Here is a 16,975-nt window from a genome sequence, read left to right on the forward strand (position 1 = left end):
TAACACCTGCGCTCGTGCATCTAGGAGAGTGTCTGTATGTATATCTCATACTATGTGCGATACTCCCGACAGTGATCACTCTTGTCCCGATAGCCGGCACGGAATTGGTCGTCTCACTAGAATGGCTCCGATTACCCTTCTTCAGCTAATCGGTAGTGTGAAACCCCCTTCCTCAACGAGTGAGCGACACAAGTGAGTACCGAGGGAGAAGTGCTTGGTGTAGGTGGACGAAACCGGTAGAATAAATCGCTCACAGCGATGAAGAACAGTAATACTGAGAAAACAAGTATCAGTCTTCAGACTAACTTGGAGGCTAAGGGAGTTTCTAGGGAGCGTCAGGATACCTATCAGATACTCTCAGCGATCGATCTCAATATCGAAGGATGAGGTGATCAGGTTTCCGTCTGGTTTCGCTTGCAGGAATAGACGGTACCGTCCTGGTGTCGGAAATTGGGCACCGAACTCAACACGGCCACTTTCTGGATCGGTCTCTTCAGGATGGATATGGAGATACGCGAGATCACCGTCTCGAAGTGCAACAAGATGGCCGAATGCCCCAAGATATGGCTTAAGCTGTGGGACACGTTCATCGTCATCCCGAATATCAAACATTAACTGTGTATGTTCGCCAGCGGCAATTTCGTCTGTACGGAGTTCGATCCTATAGTTCTGAGACTGGGCCTGCCGTGAAGCAGCTGGCCGCGTCTTCGCCGGCATCTCCCCTGGGACAAATACGTCATGGCCGAGTGTTGTCGGACGACTATCGACGACAATATCAACGAATACTCGATACACACCCGGCTCAGAGAACTCCAGATTCTCTATTCGCCAGGTGCCATCCGTCTCCAGGGTCGGATGAAGATGCTGAAACTCAGTAAGATCCCGGCGAACTAAAATCAGATGCGCCAGTTCGCCGTGCGAGTCCTCAAACACGGTGACGATATCGCCGTTGTCATCGATAATTTCGAACGTCCAGGTGGCTGGAACACCCAGTTCAAACCATGTTTCAGCCGGCACGAACCGGAGGCCATTTGCAGCAAGCGAGAGTCCGCTGGGCATGGCGTGTTCTCCCCTACTATAGTCTGCTGCAGGAGACGCTGGTTTGTGATTTCCACGTTCAGAATGTTTCTCCATAGACACTCTATCTCTTGTTAGTAGCTTATCTTTTTCTTCGCGATCCGGATCTCATTACAGCGACCCACCGTTGGCTTTGGTCTCGAAGAACTGCGTGAGTCCCTCTGGGTGGGGTGTCTGATGTGGCGGATGGACCCTAGTATTTGGGGTCCGGAATAGGAATAGGAATGGATGAGCCGAGGGTGTGGGGGTAGTAAAATCCCTGTTGATTAGTTAGCAACCAATAATATAAATTCATTAATTAATATATTAATATCTATAGATTAATGCAGCCTGATTGGTTCCCGCCTGCACGCATACCCACCCCTAGCCCTTCCGTTCATGGGGCCTCTCCGATTCGGAGTGGTTTTCGAGGCCAAATCAGTAGACGAACAAGTTACCAAATAATCTTGTCATGATCGAATTCGAAGACGGGACCGAGTTAGTCGAACTCGCTTGTGATCGGTTCGCCGCGAAGTGGCCTCACGTGCCCAAAGCGGGTCCGGGTCGGTGGTACCGCGGCAACCTCTATGGCACCGGACCACCGTTAGAGAGTTTACTAGGGTTCCTCTAACGTTTTTTGAGGGTATATACTTATGTTGTTACATTGACTAATGTAGGCATGAGTATGAGTTACACAGACGTCCTCGCTGGGTTCGGCCTTGAGGCCGACGACGCCCCCGATCGCCCGCCCCGTGACGACGACGGTCAGCTAATCTGTGCGCGAGAGTGTCTTGACGGCTCGCCGTGTACGCAGGATGTTGGTCTGCCGGGCGTCGCCTGTCCGCATCATGAATCGACCGATCCCCCTCTATGGTAATATCGAGGTCAGATTATTTTACAGCCAAAATAGTGTAAAGACTACTCGTGGGCATTCGTGCCTTGTGCAACAGGCGGCCGGCCGGGAAAAGCGGTTATTGCACACGGTTTAATTGTGTAGTACTACACCAACCCGCGCTCCGTCAGAAATCCATCCCCTGCCGACGCGCGCCAAACCACGAGGCTCTGGCAAGACAAGGTAGTATTGACCTCTGGTGTCTGTAGTGTCCGGAAGGAAGGGGTTCCAAACAGGATAGTCAGGAGGTAGTGCTCGGTTGTGATCTTGGTAGGGTTGCCCCGTTGGCTCACATTACCGCGTATCGGCGTCAAGAATGACAACTCAGTAAGAGATCAGAGGACGGATTGTGATTCAGTTGGATAAGGGTAGATGAGTGACCGTGAATCGATTGTATGGTTGGAGTCAACATGATAATTGATTGCACTCCTTGCGATAGTCTCTCGTGACGTATACTCCTCCGTGCTCGCACTCCACTCGCAGTCGATACAGTAATTCTCAAAGTAATGCATTATCTGCGAATAGCAAGTCCAAACGGATAAGTCAGTGACTTGGGATACCAGCCGTATCTTTACGCCCGGCTTCCAAACACCCTCCTTGGATATACTCGGAGTAAAGAGGGTTGTCTGATCTGATGTGATCTCTTTCAGAGAACGGTAATTATGACATGTGCAGGCGAACTCTTCTTGTTCGTCTGTATCGTACCTCTATGCGTGATTAGACCGTATGAGTGTCATTCTTACTGTCGCACTCCCCGCGTCTCCCCGCGTCTGAATTCGATATTGGCCGCGTGATCGACGCGGTTGATGGAGTGCACATCGAACTCGAATCCATTGTACCGTTAGGTAATCAAGCGATGCCGATCCTCGAGGTTCACGACTGTGAGCACGAATCATTCGCCCGGCGACTCGACGAGCACGATGCAGTCGCCTCGGTCGTTGCTATTGACCAGTCCGAAGACATCGCTACGTATGCCGTTGAGTGGTCCGCTGACCTCGATTCGTTCTATCAGGCCCTGAGCGACCACCACGCCTCCATCTTGAAGGCGATCAAAGACGGTGGTCAGTGGGAGTTCGATCTTCGATTTCCGTCACATGAGTCGCTCTCTGCGTTTCATGATCAGATCAATGAGGATGAGATACGGCTTGATGTCCGCCGTGTCTCTCGGTCGAATCAGCCAGAGCTCGACCCGCAGAGTCGATTATCCCCGGCTCAGCGAGAGGCACTTGAACTCGCGATCTCGGAAGGATACTATTCTATTCCCCGAACGACAACGACCGCTGAGTTAGGTGCAACACTCGGCATTTCGGATCAAGCCGTCGTCGAGCGATTGCGCCGAGCGATGGCAGCGCTCGGCCAAGAGTATATTGCAGCGAGCGAAGAGACACTACAAGCGTGAGGAGGGCGCCCGAGTAGTCTATCCACTGTTCCACTAGAATCGGTTTGGTTACCTACTCGTGGTCGGCTGCTGGTGGCGCTTCATCCTGCGTGTGATCTTCTGAACTGAGGGCCCGATCAATGAGGTTGGCGTGGCCACGACGCAACCTCTCAGAGAGCGCTTGATGTGAGACGTCAAGTTCGTCAGCCAGTTCGGTTAATGAGACCTCCCGAGGAACGTCGTAATAGCCCATCTCTCTGGCTTTCATGACTGAGGTATGCTGTGATTCACTCAATCCGTGCGCTGACCCGTCCTTCCCGTCGAGTTCATATATCGAGTCAACCGTAAGCGAGAGTCCGTTCTCCGCACAGAAATTATAGACTACTGATAGAGAATCGTGCTCAGGACACATGACTTGGAACTCCCACGACTCGCCCGTTGTTTGTGCAGTGGTGATTGCGGCGTCCTTCTCAGTGAGGAGATGGATAGCGAGTTCGGCGTCAGCAATCCAGTCCATACGATAAAACTGTTCGCCATTACACTCGGCGAGTCGAGAGTACGACTCGACGGAGGGGTCGTCATCAACCGCGGTTTCGAACGCCTCGAAATCATCCGTCGTGACCCAGACGAAGGGCATGACTGAATCGGGATCTTGAGCGGCGAAGCGTTCGATCTCGACGTGGAGATTCGCCACCTCTTCGAAGGTGTGTGCTAACGCGAATTGTTCAATTGGGAGACGAAATTCGATGATTGAGGCCACTGGTACACCAAGGGATATCCATCCGTATAGTAGTAAGCAATTGACAAATAAAGAACCTGTGTTTAGCCAAAACAATATGAATAGGATTACGAGGAAGTAGTCTTGATAGGCGATGCTGGTAAGGAACTATTCCATTTATGAATGGAAAAGATAGAATATTGGGTGCTACCGCACGTTAGATCTGCGGCATATCTACTCCTTACCTGAGTACTCAAGTCTCTTTTTCTGTCAAGGTGGTAGATTTCTTTTTCTCTACTGAAAACCGACACGCCGTAGTATCCGTCCTATGATTGGATTTTATCAACGATTTCCTTTGCTTGTTCTTTCGCTTTCTCTTCACCGACATTCTTTTTGATCAGGACGCTTTGGACTTCCCAATCGTCACTATCTTCTGTCTGGCCCGTGCGCACCTCTGCTCCTTCTGAAACGGATTCAGCGGGTTCTTTTGCCCAATCCGGCGTACGGATGGTCTCATACTGGTCGGGGTCACGAAAACGCACGTGAATATACTCATCCTCGGTTTCAACGGATTGAATCTCAGTCATTGATTTCGAGTACGGTGCGCAGACGCTAAACAGTAAGGGTGAGTCGGTATCGGGATGAACTAATTAAGGAAACAACTGCCATCGCTTCTAGGTTATTCTTCTTTCCTATCCGTACCTGTAATCAATGTTGACTTGACAAGGATATTAGTGGATTGTCGCGTCTGTTCTGAAAACACGAATTGAGCACCTTCTCAAGAGTAGTACACTAGTAGAGAACTATTATTTGGGATGGGCGGAATATCAAAGCAGAGTAAGGGTTCAGTATATGTAGTCACTCCATATAACAGATTACTTACTGCCGGTTTTCTTTATATCTTATACGAGTATTCAGAGTTGTTCTTCTATTTCTTGTATTCCTTCTTCAAGTGATTCTCGTTCGAAGTACACCGCTTCGACAGTGAAGACTATCGCCGCGATGATGACAACGAGCCAGAACACCGACGGAAGCTGCGCATAGAGATACCAGGTAAGCATGATGAAGAAGGCGGCTGACCCGATTGTGCCGACAAGCGGCGGAATCACGTTGATGTCGCCCTCGTCGCGATGTGCCAGCGCAAGCGCGCTCATTACCCCGAAGACGACGATAAAGGCGAGCGACGCGAACTCCACGACCGCCTCGAGGCTCCCGAGGATCGTGAACGCTGCCGTGAAAAAGCCAATGACGAGAATGGTCCGTGTCGGAGCGGCATCTGCGTCGGGATCACCCATCCGCTCGGGAAGGATCTCGTCGGAAATAAGGTTCTTTGCGAAGATCGCCTCGCTGAATAGCGTCGAGTTGATCGCGCTCGCCGTCGAAATGAGGCCGGCGATCCCAACGGCAAGTGCAAGCCATTTTGAAATCACGAGCCCTCCATAAATCAACGCTGCCTCGGGCTGAGCGGCGACGACCTCTTCGGGAAGCAAACTTGTGATAACGAACCCCACAAGGATGTAGATGAACGCCGCGATCGGGATCGAGATGAATATTCCCTTCGCAAGCGTCTCTTTGGGATCGTCAAACTGCTCCTGATCATAAAAGAGCAGCTGCCACCCCTCGAAGGAAACGAACCCGACGGACGCGGCGAGAATCGGGTTGAAGTCGTAGCTCGTGATCGATCGCACTAACGACGAGAGGCCGACCTGCAGCATCTGGTTCGAGAACCCAAACCAGAGCCCGATGAGCCCGAAGGCGGCGATGATGCCTGCCTGGACGAAGACGAGATACCGCTCGACGGCCGCCGTCGAACCCGCTCCGAGGAGATTTATCCCAACGAAGACGGCGATGATACTGACTGAAAGGAACTGTCTGATTGGCAACCCCCAGACATACGCTACGCCGAGCATCATCTGTCCATACGCGCCGAACGCATAGGCGTACATCGCCATCGTGCCGATGTAGCCGACGACGAGCGTCCAGCCGACGACGCCCGCGGTCGTCGATCGACCGGTCAACTCCTCGATGTACGTCACCGAACCGCCCTTGTTTTCGGTGATGTCGTTGAGCTTCACGTACGAATAGGCACAACAGAGCACGACGATGGTCGCGAGCGAGTAGGCGAACCACGTCAACACGCCGGCGGCCGCCACGACAATACCGATGGCCGCGTAGATCCCTCCACCGACGATGCCACCAACACCAAGTGCAACGGCCGTCCCTACACCGAACCCTCCGCCCTCATCTTCGCTCATGATTGAATCCTCACGACGCGACCATCGTTTGTACTCGTCAGTTGGGGATTGACCTCCGCGATCGGGTGGACCCGGAAGTTCTGCACTCGGTCAGTTATCGCAAAGCTGTTTTGGAACGAACAGATCGGGAGGAAGGTCCGTTCTGAGAGCAACCTCGTAATGGCGGTCTCGTAGAGGGTTTGTCGGCGTGCTCGGTCAGTCGTCTCCCGTGCCTTCGAGAGCCGATTCATTACTTCGTCACCGGTATAGAAGATCCCATTGGTCTCTCCGAGCATGTTCTCGTGAAACGTAGGATAGAGGAACGAATCCGGATCAGGCATACCAGCGATCTCACCAATAAACACCGAATAATCACGTTCTGACCCCGAGACGTACGACTTGAGATAGCTCTTCCAAGACTTCGAGGTAACGAGCGCACCATGGCCGGCGTCACGGAGCCCGCCTGCAAGATCCTCACCGAGTTCCTTCCAAGTGGGATTCTTCGACGTCAGAATCTTGATCTGACCGGTCGTCTCATTTGCTTCCCTGAATAGGTTTTTTGCCCGTTCGGTGTTCTTTCGGTTTGGAAGCTCCTGCCACTCCTCGATCGGCATATCCCACTCTTCTGCCATCGATCTTGGAAGAGGACTGTACACCCGGTTTCCCATCGGTTCGATGAACTTCCGAACCGCTTCGTCCATATCGATACAGTAACTGATCGCCTCTCGAACTTCTGGTTTGGTCGTCGGGCCTTGATTCAGATTGAAGCCGAGATAGTAGGTCCGGTACCCGTCTCGCCGTTTCATCGAGGCATCCGTCACGTCACGAATGTCGTCAGCTACTTGCGGTCCAATCGGTTCGATCGCGTCGTTCCGGCCGGTCCGAAGGCTCATCATCTGTGTGAGCGGCGATTCGACGTACACCATCGTGAGCTGGGCGATCGCCGGTTTTGGTTGTCCCCAATACTCGTCCCAGCGAACGAGTTGTGCCTTCTGGTCCTCGCTGAATTTCCTGACCTCGAATGGCCCACTCCCGATTGGCTCCTTAGCAAACCTTTCTCGATCGTCTTCACGAGCTTCTTTGGGGACGATCGGCTGTGTGAGCATGTGTGAAAGCCCCGGAAATGGATGTTGTAACCGGAATCGGACTGTTTGGTCGTCGACGACCTCTACCGATTCGATCATATCGACTCTCCATGCGCTCGGGGCTCGCTCTTCGACCGGTGCCTCGAACGAGTATTGGACGTCTTCCGGTGTGATGGGTTGATCGTTCTGAAAGTGTGTCTGTTCTTTGAGGGTAATATCGATCTGGCGACCGTCGTCGGAAACTGTTGGTTGGTCAGTCGCGATCTGTGGGACGATATTGGCTCCCTCACCATAGGCGTAGAGACCATCGAAGATCCGGTTGATGGCCTGCTTTGAACCGACGTACTTTGCTGTGATCGGATCAAGGGTGACCGGTGGATAGAGAGTCCCGATCCGAAGGTGTGGCCCGGGAGGAGTCTGCGCAAGAGCGGAACAGCCTGCGAGCGTTGCCATACCTGTCGCACCAATTCCTGTGAGTAGGTCTCGTCTACGTAGTATACAACCGTTTTCTACCATATATCGTAGGACTCCGAGTGAGTGCTCTATGGATTGACTATCCACCAGCGATGTTAGGTCTCTCGCTTGCTATAGCCCGTATGCCGCCTGTTAGGTGTCGGGAATCGTGATCCGGATATCCGTTGTCAGCTGATCTCCGTTTGTACTATCCTGCAGTATTGCAAGGTCCGATACTGTAGTGACCCTGTTGAACGATATCTCTCTGTTTAAATTCCCCTCGGCGCTGATACCTCTCGTAAGGAGAGATCGGATACAGGGAACACATCCGAAAGAAGTATTCAATGCTTGCTTCATTGTTCATCGTCGTTCGAGCGGATCCATCGTCTGAGGAACGGAACAAAATCAGCGAAGTACCCGGTTCCCCAGATCGCTACGATCAACGCCCCTACCGTGTTGAACACCATGTCCGTCACAATATCGTCGATACCGAAGACACGAACGGGAGAGCTGATACCGAGTATTTGAGACAGCCAGACAGCCCCAAACTCGAAGACTTCCCAGATGACACCGAATGCGAGCACGAAGACGAGAATAAACACCACTCGAAATTTCGACGGTACGTCAATCTCACTAGAGTGGCACTCAAACGCCCGAAGAACGGCATAGCCGATACCGGCAACGAGGATTGCCGAGACTGTATGCGTCACTTCGTCGTACCACGAGAACCATCTGTAGGGACCGAGTGAACCGAGGACGTGAAGCACGACCGCGATCGTGATCAAAAGAACCAGTCCGGCATCCATCGAGTATCCATACTCTCGACGCAACACCGCAGGAAGGAATGTTACGGCCAGTGCAAGCCCCGCGTTTGCTGCCATCGCTACATGAAGCGTCACCAGTCCATAGACAACCAGACCTCCCAGAGCGAACTGTAAACTCCACGCAAGAAATCGTTCCTGAGACTTGGACAGGCCCAGAATGTCACTAAAAGTCATTATCGATAGGGTGCGCGTGCGATTCCACGTGTTCTACCTTCTCGACGTACCACTCGAAAACCACACTCATACTGATTCCGATGGCCGTGACAATGACTATGTCTACCTGTAGTTCTCTCTGCGAATGAAGGAATTGGGTTCCTAGCCAGAGGTCGGAATAGTACTGGGCAATCGTCCAGAGTCCCTGGATCGCAAGGGTCAGCAGGGCAGCAAAGGCGACTGCGAAGCGTTGAGTCATTTTAACGGGAGTGAACGCATCGAGTTCAATGACCACGATGAGTGCCAGCGCCGCGACAGCGAAATACCCCGCTACCTCCATGTACATCCCGAGCGTCCGACTGATCGTGGCCGTGGCCGCAACAATCAGGAGTGGCCAGGGAACCATCATAGTCCACTCTCCGGTCGTCAACGCGGGCATCGCCGCAATGAGTACGATGAGAAGCGCGACCCCACCCCAAAGGACGGCGTCTGAGAGGAGACTTTTCACGGCTGCGAGCGCTACGACCCCAGTCAGCACCCAGCTGATGAGAGCGTTCATCCACTCGTTGTGGACAACCGCTCGTAGTCGTACCATATCGGGCATATGTGAGTTGAACGGATAAATCAGGAACCACAGTGATCCTCGATTGTCGAATCCAGTATTCTGCCACGAAGACTCCGATGAGAAGCCTGTACACGAGTCATGCGATGATTGTTGCCCACGACTCAGCAATTTGGGCAATAATAGTATAATTACTTAACACAATATCGTCTATAAAGTAGTAATGAGGTGTATAATAACTCACGATAATTAGTACATATCTCTATTTAGGACGCCGTTTCCTCATTAGTGGTGATTTTGTTAGACAGGTCGATGAGTATCGTGAGTATATACACTTGTTGCGGATTCAAGTAGAGCGGCGATCAGGGATCGTCAGTGTCGGTATTAGGCCGAACAACAGCATCTGTGAGCTGTGAACTGAATGGGAACTTATCAGCCATTCGTTGGGCTATGATCGTCAATCGTACAATATAGGAACCCAAGAGAAGAAACGGCACAAATCCCGCAAGCAGGACAGCTGGAATAAGTACAGTCAGAGTCGCTGACGAAACCAACGGCACAGAGGCCGGAGCGGTATACAATAACATCACAATAACACTTGAGAGCTGCACCGGAAGTCCAATATAGAGAAGGAACCGTGAGAGTTCCGCCACTTCGGATTCGATAAACGTTGTCTGAAACATTCGAGTTGCGACGACGATATGCTCCAATCTATTAGTTAATTGATCGAGTTGTTCCGTAACTGGATCGGTAAACTTATCGGAATGTTCCATTTGAAGATACCATGCCTGATGGGCGTGGTTCTCGTAATCCGCATTTACCGAGGTAAACAATGCATGTTTCAATTCACTCGCTGGATGTTCAAGTAGATCAACTACCTGGTCTGTATGTGCATGAAACCCGGCAATGAGGTTCTCAAGTTCGTCATGAGCCTCTTTCGTTCGGGCTTGTGATGAGAGTTGCTCAAGAGATTCCAGATCGTCGCGTATATTTTCAAATAAAAATAAGAAGAAAATATTGGGTTTCACTGGCATGACTGATTGACTGATCGTTTTGCTAACATCGTTACGATACGAGATTGTTTCAGCCATCTCAGCTCGAATTTCGTTAGGGGATTCAAGCTCTCGTCCGAGAAGAAACTGACTGAGTGAAGTAATAATAGAAATAAGTGTGAAATTAGCCGTGATGAACGCGAACAGCAAGAAGAGAATCGGTGTCTCTGCCTGTAGTGGAATAAACCCTAACACTATGACTACTAGTAACGTACCAGCCAGGAGGACAAGCTGGAAGAGGCTTACTAGTAACCGATTTCCCGTCACTACGACCCACTCTCGGGGACCGTCCAAGAGTAAAGAGAACTCAAACACAAGCCATGATGTGAAGTCGGTTTTCGTTGACTGGGTTACTCTATTCATGATCTTCACGTTGGGGAACAGCTGAAAATACTAGCTGCAATTCAACCAGACTTTCGGAAAGCACCATTCATTGATCGTGCTAAGTTGTATTTAATAATGTAGTCTACCTGTGAATAATGTTCTGGATAGCCACATTGGTTTGAGTGAAACAAATACTATCACTGATTCAATATTGTTGATCGACGTTATTCCTGATGGTTTTTAATATCTCTACTTTGGTATCTCATTATAGAAAAATAAATATATTTTTGTTGATAATAAATGTATAATTTCATGATTGCAAAAGACGCAACGCTACTGAGGAGATGTACCACGTAATCCGGCCGGAATTCGATCACCATGAGCTCTGTTTAGGCGTTTGAGCCAGACCGGAACGGGGCAAACATGGACACAGGTGTACGAGCTATCTATACTTCTGAGCGGGGGTTGATCACCTCATTACAGCATGTAGCCGTGGTTGAACACCACGTCCCCTCTTAAGAAGATGAGCTAGAGACCAATGTGTTGTGTTTGCATAGCACTCTTACTATAACGGGGAAGATAGAGGCTTGCCGAGAAAAATACTATTCCCACCGCTGTTGGGGTAAGCCATTACTGAACGATAACGTATGAAGAAGCGATAGCTCTCGACTCTCATATAACCCCGACGAAACGTGGCCGGATTCGTTAATACGGTAATAGGTACTGACTGCTTCTATTGTTCTCATACCAAAAACGCATAGGGCTGAGAGATGGACAGCCATCGAACTATCGTTCATCCGGAGCGTAGCCGGGTGATTGAGCCTCGATTACTTTGGCAGCCTCCTCGAGCTGTTCAGCATTCGTTGCAATCAAATCATCGAGCGAAACGATGCCTTCGAGCTGCCCCTCGTTATTGACGACTGGGAGTCGCCGAACCTTCGTCTCACCAAACCGGACCGCAAGATCGTAGGCTTCGGTATCGGCCGATACCGTTTCGGGATTCCCGCTCATCAGTTCCTCAGCGGTCAAGCTCGCTGGATCGTCTTCCTGACCCACCGCAAGTCCAAGAGTACGGTCGGTAACGATCCCGATCGGTTTGGAGTCCTCAGTAACGACAACCGAGCCGACCCGCTCGTTATCCATTGTCTGAGCGATCTCTGTCGCTCCAGTAGCCGGTTCAACTGTTACGACATCCTCTTGTGCAAGGTTGTGAGCAGGCATTACACTCCTTGGGAGGATAACTCTCACAGTAAGTAGTTGGGTTGCAAGCGCTACCAGTTTACGAGCCGGCTGGTCTTCATCATTCTCGTCCGTTTCGACTACTATGTTCCGACTGAGGCAGACAGGGTCTTTAGAGGCCGATCATGGGTTTGGTAATAACAGCCGCGCAAATACAGGGTGCACTGATATTCAGATTAGCAGCGACTAGTAATCTACGATGGCAAGCCATTCACCAGAACCCTTCAAGCATGTCGCAGCTGATATCTCCCAAGAGGTGAATCAGTATCGATGGTATATCCTTCGCTATCTCAATCGATGTCGCTATCCTGCATCAACGACGGAACTGAGTGACTATATTAGTTCCCGAGTTACGTCCCAACCTGATCAGATTACACCTCTACTAGAGAATCGAGATCTGCCAGTATTAGCCGAGAGCGATGTAATTACGTATGATGCACAATCACAGCTGGCCTATCTCGAGACGAGTCAAACCTCGTTTGCAGACCATATTCGCCGGGCAATCAAAGCCGGTCTCATCACCCATATAAAACCACTTCCGCTCCCTACAAGTCCACACGTCGGTTCATCTCCTCCTCATCAAACGGACATAAATCGATAGCGCTTGCGTGATTTCCTCTCGATGTGTTGGTGGGTTTGTTGTGGTGGGTGAACCCTATATTGGAGGTTTAACATAAAGGTGGATGAGTCATAGCATGGAAGGGAGTGAATCCACTTTTGGTTGTCCCACTGATCCGAAGCCGAGGACAGAGGCGAAACCATGAGCGCAGCACCTCTATCCTAAAGGATGGAGAGCTCATCCAGCAGGGATACAGGATGATGGCGGAAGTGTCCTGTGTGTCCTTCTCCCTCTTTTGGACGCTTTCACGTCGTTGAACACGTTTATCAGCGCCTGCTTTGTGACGATTCTATACAGAAAGGCGTCTTGGGGCCAGCTAATAAGACGCTCGTCTGTGAGATACACCTCTGTTATAAGGGGAGAGCAGCCAACTAGTTGCTACAGAGCACATCCAAAGCTGACTTAGGGTTGATGTCAGAGGCACCCTGAGTCTTTCTCCCTGTGGACACCCACACGTCGACCATGAGCGTGCTAGTTGTGTCCAAGTACAGGGAATCACCTTCGCATCGAACCAGTTGGGTCGGCCCTTGCTTGCAGGCTAAGACGGGAGGTAACAGACAAACAGGCCTGTGATTATGGAGTACTCTGGCAGGAGACGGTAGTACTAATCTCAGGTATCAGCAGGTGTCCGAAAGGGAGCGGTTTCAGACAGGACGGTTAGGAGGTGGTGCTTGGTTGTGGTTTTGGTGGCGTTGCCTCGCTATCTCATATCACCGCGTATTGCCGTCAAGAATGCAATCTAGAAGGGGACACTGTGATCCAAAGAGCGTTAGTTACGGTTGGGGATGAAGTTCCGCAAGAAGCGATTGCCGAATACGAGGACAAGAAGCGCACCGACAAGATCAAAGACGAGATTGAGAAGGGTATCACGAGCACTGTAGGGGATGAGTACGGGTTGAAGACCGAGACGCTCGGTGACTCCGTGGATAGTATACTCCATGAGCTCCCACAGAACGCCACCACCGACAATGGCGGCAAGAACACGTGAGTTAGGGTTATGGCCACGGCGGCACGCAGCGACATGGACGAATCCGCCGAGGAGAGATGCAGAAAGGACATGCGTAAGGTGATCCCACCACCATGTGTCATCGTAGAGGCCGAGCATGCTGGCGGCGTGAGTAAGCATCGCCGTCGCCGTATACATACGTTGCCACGGCCGGAACGCAACGTTGTACCGATGTTCGATAAGACGAGGAAGGTAAGCCGCCGCGAATGAAAGGGCACCGTTTACTACTGCACCCGAATTCCGTCGTCGAACTCCCGCCATAATTACCGCCATAATCGCACCCTTGATACCGCGCTGAGCCGTTTGAATCACCGAAGTCTGCGTGATCTGCGTCATTGATATCGTTCCTTCAAAGTAATTGACTTCGCTTTATGTGACGAGACTCCCCTCGCTGCTCATGAGGTCATCTTCCCTCATCCTCAATCTTCTGAACATATACTCATATCTCATAGAGTGAGTTCCGTCATTAGTGAAGTAGAGCGTCCTGCCTATACACCGTTTAGACGAGAACCGACCCGGCTACCGACTCTTGGTCGTCCTCATACTCACTTCCCCACGCAGGCAGATGTCTTATTGAGCTATCAGGAGTGGGAATAGACGGCGATACACATGAGCGTTGACTCCACAGAAGACCTGTTCGTCGAGGGGCTACAGCACATCTATTACACCGAACAGCGGCTAGTCGATGCACTCGAGGAACTTGAAAGCACCTCCAGTGCTGATGAACTCAAAGAAGGGTTCTCCGAGCATCGTTCGGAAACACAGAACCACATCGAGCGGCTCGAAGAGGTATTTGAGGCCGTCGGGCAGGACCCGGACGGTGCAGAGGATCCCGTCGTCGAAGGCATGATCGAAGCGCACGAAGAGTTCGTCGACAAAGATCCCAGCGACGGGGCACTTGACCGCTTCAATATCGCTGCGGGCCAAAAGTCCGAACACTACGAGATCGCCTGCTATGGCAACCTCACACCGATGGCCGCTCAACTCGGTCTTGATGAGACTGCAGACCTCCTTGAGCAGAACATGCGCGAAGAACAGAATGCGCTAGACGAACTTGCTACGTTGGGAGAGGAGTTCGATTACGGTCGCCTCGAAGTGTAATATCGACGACATTCGAAATTTTTCTGCTGAACTAGTCCTCATCTACTCTGTAATCAACAGCAGGTATTGAGTCACCATTACACACCTCTGTGGAGAGTTATCACAGACGACTGTCCTAAGGCGTAGCCATTGCGCTTCGGGGACAGCGGCGACCCTGTCGTTTCCCCTGATGATTATCTCAGTAATCATAAATGAATGAATTCTTGCTCGTGCTCATAGTAAATATAACAGTTGATTGATATGTGGGTTGCTGAGAGCGACAGAATTTTCTCACCTTGAGGTGCTGAATAATGGCCACGAACAGTTATGTGGCTAGAGTGGGTATATGAAAATGGGTAATAGAAATGGGTACAAAAGAGAACGTAGAAACGGTGCGGGTGGATACTCGTGGACGGATTACGCTGCCGCGGCATATCCGACAGCGGTTTCGGATAGACGAAGGTGATGAGCTCGACCTCACGATTCGAGAGGGAAAAATTCACCTTGCAAAGGACCGGCCCGAGCTCCAGACGATTAGCGATGAGCGTGAGTGGGGCGAGGAAGCCTTCGTAGATGCCGGTGAAGCACTCTTTGGCGGCGAGCACGAATGACGCGATTGCTCATCGACGTGAACGCATTTGCCGTGAGCTTGGTTGAGTCTCATCCCGGTCATGAGTATGTCACGTCTCACGTGCATCCGGCACTGACTGGAGACAATACTCTGCTCGTCTATAGCTATCTCCCGTTTCGAGCACAGTGGGTGCTCACCACCAAGTGGGGGTATGACCGTGTAGATGCTCGGAATGCAGTCTCATCGTTTCTCCAGCATCCAATGGCCGTCATTGACGCGGACATTGATACGGTGCTCAATTCGTATGATATCAGTTCTGAGAAAAACCACGATGTGTATGACTCATTCTACATCTCGTTAGCCCGCACTCACAATACGGATGCGATTCTCACCACTGATCGGGGGTTCGAACAGTTGTGTGAGGGCGAGTCTTTTGAGTATCTTAATCCAGTACCGGATGACGTACTGGAGCGATTTAGCCGCATCAATTCGTAGCACCTTGTGCAACATTGGCCGTTCGTAGAAGGTGGTTGTTGCACAAGGTTCGATCGACTGTAGTACTACGGCGACCGCCGCCAACCACCACAATCCAGCCGTCGCGCCTCCGGCTCTCTGGCGGGAGAAGATACCAGCCCCGCTTCCCCCACCGCAGCGGAATGAACCTCACCGCCTCACAGTAAGGGGTTGGCCCGGTTTCGATACGGGGCGTCAATATTTCCCTGGGGGCGTGCTTAAGGGCACTCAATCAAAATACCACAGCCACCTTCGCAGAAGCGCGCGAAAAATCCGACCCGAAACGACGGCTCGCGCGACGAAAATCAGGCCGAAAAAGGTGCACATGATGATAAATCGGCTGGCTGTATCTATCGATCCTCCAGATACGAACTGACCTCTGATACGTGCCACAGCTGACTCCTGGAACCCTCGCTCGCTCGGGACAGTCGTCATACCGCATGCACGAAAAAACCGCCTGCTAGATGCTGAAGGGCCGAGTAGCGGGGAGAGTTACAACGAATCATAGCAGGACACCCCATGAGTCACCAACAACCTCCTACCAGACGAAGTATGCCAAGGGTGTCCCATTTCCTCTATACCGTCATATCCGTATTGTTAGAGGGAGCTTATGGAGACGGCCCCGGACGAGTGCTCACTCAAAATGCGTGTTACAATGCACACACACGGGATGGCCACTTGGGGAGAAATGGGCTCGTGTTAGTCGTCGGCGAGTGGGGGCTCCGCGATCGTATCAGTCGTGTCCTCGTCCTCCTGGTCGTCCTCGAGGTTGGCGGCCAGCTGCTCAAATTCCTTGCCGCCGTGTTCATCGGCAACGTACTGTGCAAACTCACGGCCGCTGTTCGGGTCGTAGTTGAGCAGCATGTCCTCGAAGGGGGATGATTCAACACGTATCGGGATCCACCCTTGCCGATCCTGAAGCGAGATTAGGCACTCCGAAGGGTGAGCCAATGCGTATTGGTAATCCCAGTCCCGATCGAAACAACAGAACGTGCCCCTTCTGCGAAAATCGCAGATTAGGAGGGGGTTAGTGAGGTTTAAGTAATATCATCCCCTAGTACTGATTGCCTCATCGAACCCAAATGGGCTGAGAGGGGGCAAGGTGTGTCAGAGGCACCTTTTCTGCAGGTTTCTCGCTGACCCCTCTCACGCAATAGTAACGCGATTACTCCTTATTAATGTTCTGCTCAATATCATGTTTAGTGTGAAATTCACA

Annotated in this window: 16 protein-coding genes; 5 read left to right on the forward strand and 11 right to left on the reverse strand. The window is 51.4% G+C overall.

Annotation, left to right across the window (positions count from 1 at the left end; translation table 11 throughout):
- Positions 1-357: 357 nt before the first annotated feature.
- Complete coding sequence (locus tag HAPAU_RS20075) at positions 358-1,059, reverse strand: hypothetical protein (RefSeq protein ID WP_211263600.1); 702 nt, start codon at positions 1,057-1,059, stop codon at positions 358-360.
- Between the two features lie 682 nt (positions 1,060-1,741).
- Here HAPAU_RS20075 and HAPAU_RS21090 point away from each other — a divergent pair.
- Positions 1,742-1,933, forward strand: coding sequence for a hypothetical protein (locus tag HAPAU_RS21090; RefSeq protein WP_157078499.1), 192 nt, complete (start codon positions 1,742-1,744; stop codon positions 1,931-1,933).
- Between the two features lie 805 nt (positions 1,934-2,738).
- Positions 2,739-3,347 (forward strand): helix-turn-helix domain-containing protein, encoded by a 609-nt coding sequence (locus tag HAPAU_RS15450; RefSeq protein WP_169802670.1) that lies wholly within the window; start codon positions 2,739-2,741, stop codon positions 3,345-3,347.
- Positions 3,348-3,399: 52 nt separating this feature from the next.
- Here HAPAU_RS15450 and HAPAU_RS15455 read toward each other — a convergent pair whose 3' ends face one another.
- The 9 genes from HAPAU_RS15455 to HAPAU_RS15495 form a co-directional block, all read right to left on the reverse strand.
- Positions 3,400-4,086: a helix-turn-helix domain-containing protein gene (locus HAPAU_RS15455; protein ID WP_066384587.1), complete on the reverse strand. Its 687-nt coding sequence runs from the start codon at positions 4,084-4,086 to the stop codon at positions 3,400-3,402.
- A 284-nt stretch (positions 4,087-4,370) separates the two neighbouring features.
- Complete coding sequence (locus HAPAU_RS15460; protein WP_066384590.1) at positions 4,371-4,631, reverse strand: hypothetical protein; 261 nt, start codon at positions 4,629-4,631, stop codon at positions 4,371-4,373.
- A 327-nt stretch (positions 4,632-4,958) separates the two neighbouring features.
- A complete protein-coding gene (locus HAPAU_RS15465) occupies positions 4,959-6,299 on the reverse strand; it encodes an APC family permease (protein WP_066384592.1) in 1,341 nt (446 codons plus the stop codon).
- Entirely contained in the window at positions 6,296-7,816 is a 1,521-nt protein-coding gene (locus HAPAU_RS15470) for an ABC transporter substrate-binding protein (RefSeq protein WP_084383796.1), read from the reverse strand. Before HAPAU_RS15470 ends, HAPAU_RS15465 begins: the two co-directional genes overlap by 4 nt.
- A gap of 353 nt (positions 7,817-8,169) precedes the next feature.
- Positions 8,170-8,814: a hypothetical protein gene (locus HAPAU_RS15475; protein ID WP_066384596.1), complete on the reverse strand. Its 645-nt coding sequence runs from the start codon at positions 8,812-8,814 to the stop codon at positions 8,170-8,172.
- A complete protein-coding gene (locus HAPAU_RS15480) occupies positions 8,804-9,388 on the reverse strand; it encodes a hypothetical protein (RefSeq protein WP_066384672.1) in 585 nt (194 codons plus the stop codon). The genes HAPAU_RS15475 and HAPAU_RS15480 overlap by 11 nt, the downstream gene beginning before the upstream one ends.
- Before the next feature lie 329 nt (positions 9,389-9,717).
- Positions 9,718-10,446: a hypothetical protein gene (locus tag HAPAU_RS15485; RefSeq protein ID WP_157078500.1), complete on the reverse strand. Its 729-nt coding sequence runs from the start codon at positions 10,444-10,446 to the stop codon at positions 9,718-9,720.
- 1,071 nt (positions 10,447-11,517) lie between these two features.
- Entirely contained in the window at positions 11,518-11,952 is a 435-nt protein-coding gene (locus HAPAU_RS15490) for a CBS domain-containing protein (protein ID WP_084383797.1), read from the reverse strand.
- 1,406 nt (positions 11,953-13,358) lie between these two features.
- Positions 13,359-13,931 (reverse strand): hypothetical protein, encoded by a 573-nt coding sequence (locus HAPAU_RS15495; protein ID WP_066384602.1) that lies wholly within the window; start codon positions 13,929-13,931, stop codon positions 13,359-13,361.
- 273 nt (positions 13,932-14,204) lie between these two features.
- On the opposite strand from HAPAU_RS15495, the gene HAPAU_RS15500 reads away from it, so the two are divergent.
- The 3 genes from HAPAU_RS15500 (at position 14,205) to HAPAU_RS15510 (ending at position 15,741) form a co-directional block, all read left to right on the forward strand.
- Entirely contained in the window at positions 14,205-14,696 is a 492-nt protein-coding gene (locus HAPAU_RS15500) for a YciE/YciF ferroxidase family protein (protein ID WP_066384603.1), read from the forward strand.
- 344 nt (positions 14,697-15,040) lie between these two features.
- The gene (locus tag HAPAU_RS15505; RefSeq protein ID WP_084383798.1) at positions 15,041-15,286 is read left to right on the forward strand and encodes an AbrB/MazE/SpoVT family DNA-binding domain-containing protein; all 246 of its coding nucleotides are present in this window, start codon (positions 15,041-15,043) and stop codon (positions 15,284-15,286) included.
- The gene (locus HAPAU_RS15510; RefSeq protein WP_066384607.1) at positions 15,283-15,741 is read left to right on the forward strand and encodes a type II toxin-antitoxin system VapC family toxin; all 459 of its coding nucleotides are present in this window, start codon (positions 15,283-15,285) and stop codon (positions 15,739-15,741) included. Before HAPAU_RS15505 ends, HAPAU_RS15510 begins: the two co-directional genes overlap by 4 nt.
- 717 nt (positions 15,742-16,458) lie before the next feature.
- Here the strand turns inward: HAPAU_RS15510 and HAPAU_RS21095 are convergent.
- Positions 16,459-16,623 (reverse strand): hypothetical protein, encoded by a 165-nt coding sequence (locus tag HAPAU_RS21095; protein WP_157078501.1) that lies wholly within the window; start codon positions 16,621-16,623, stop codon positions 16,459-16,461.
- Between the last annotated feature and the right edge of the window lie 352 nt (positions 16,624-16,975).

This window comes from Halalkalicoccus paucihalophilus (genome assembly GCF_001593955.1).
Taxonomy (GTDB): Archaea; Halobacteriota; Halobacteria; order Halobacteriales; family Halalkalicoccaceae; genus Halalkalicoccus; species Halalkalicoccus paucihalophilus.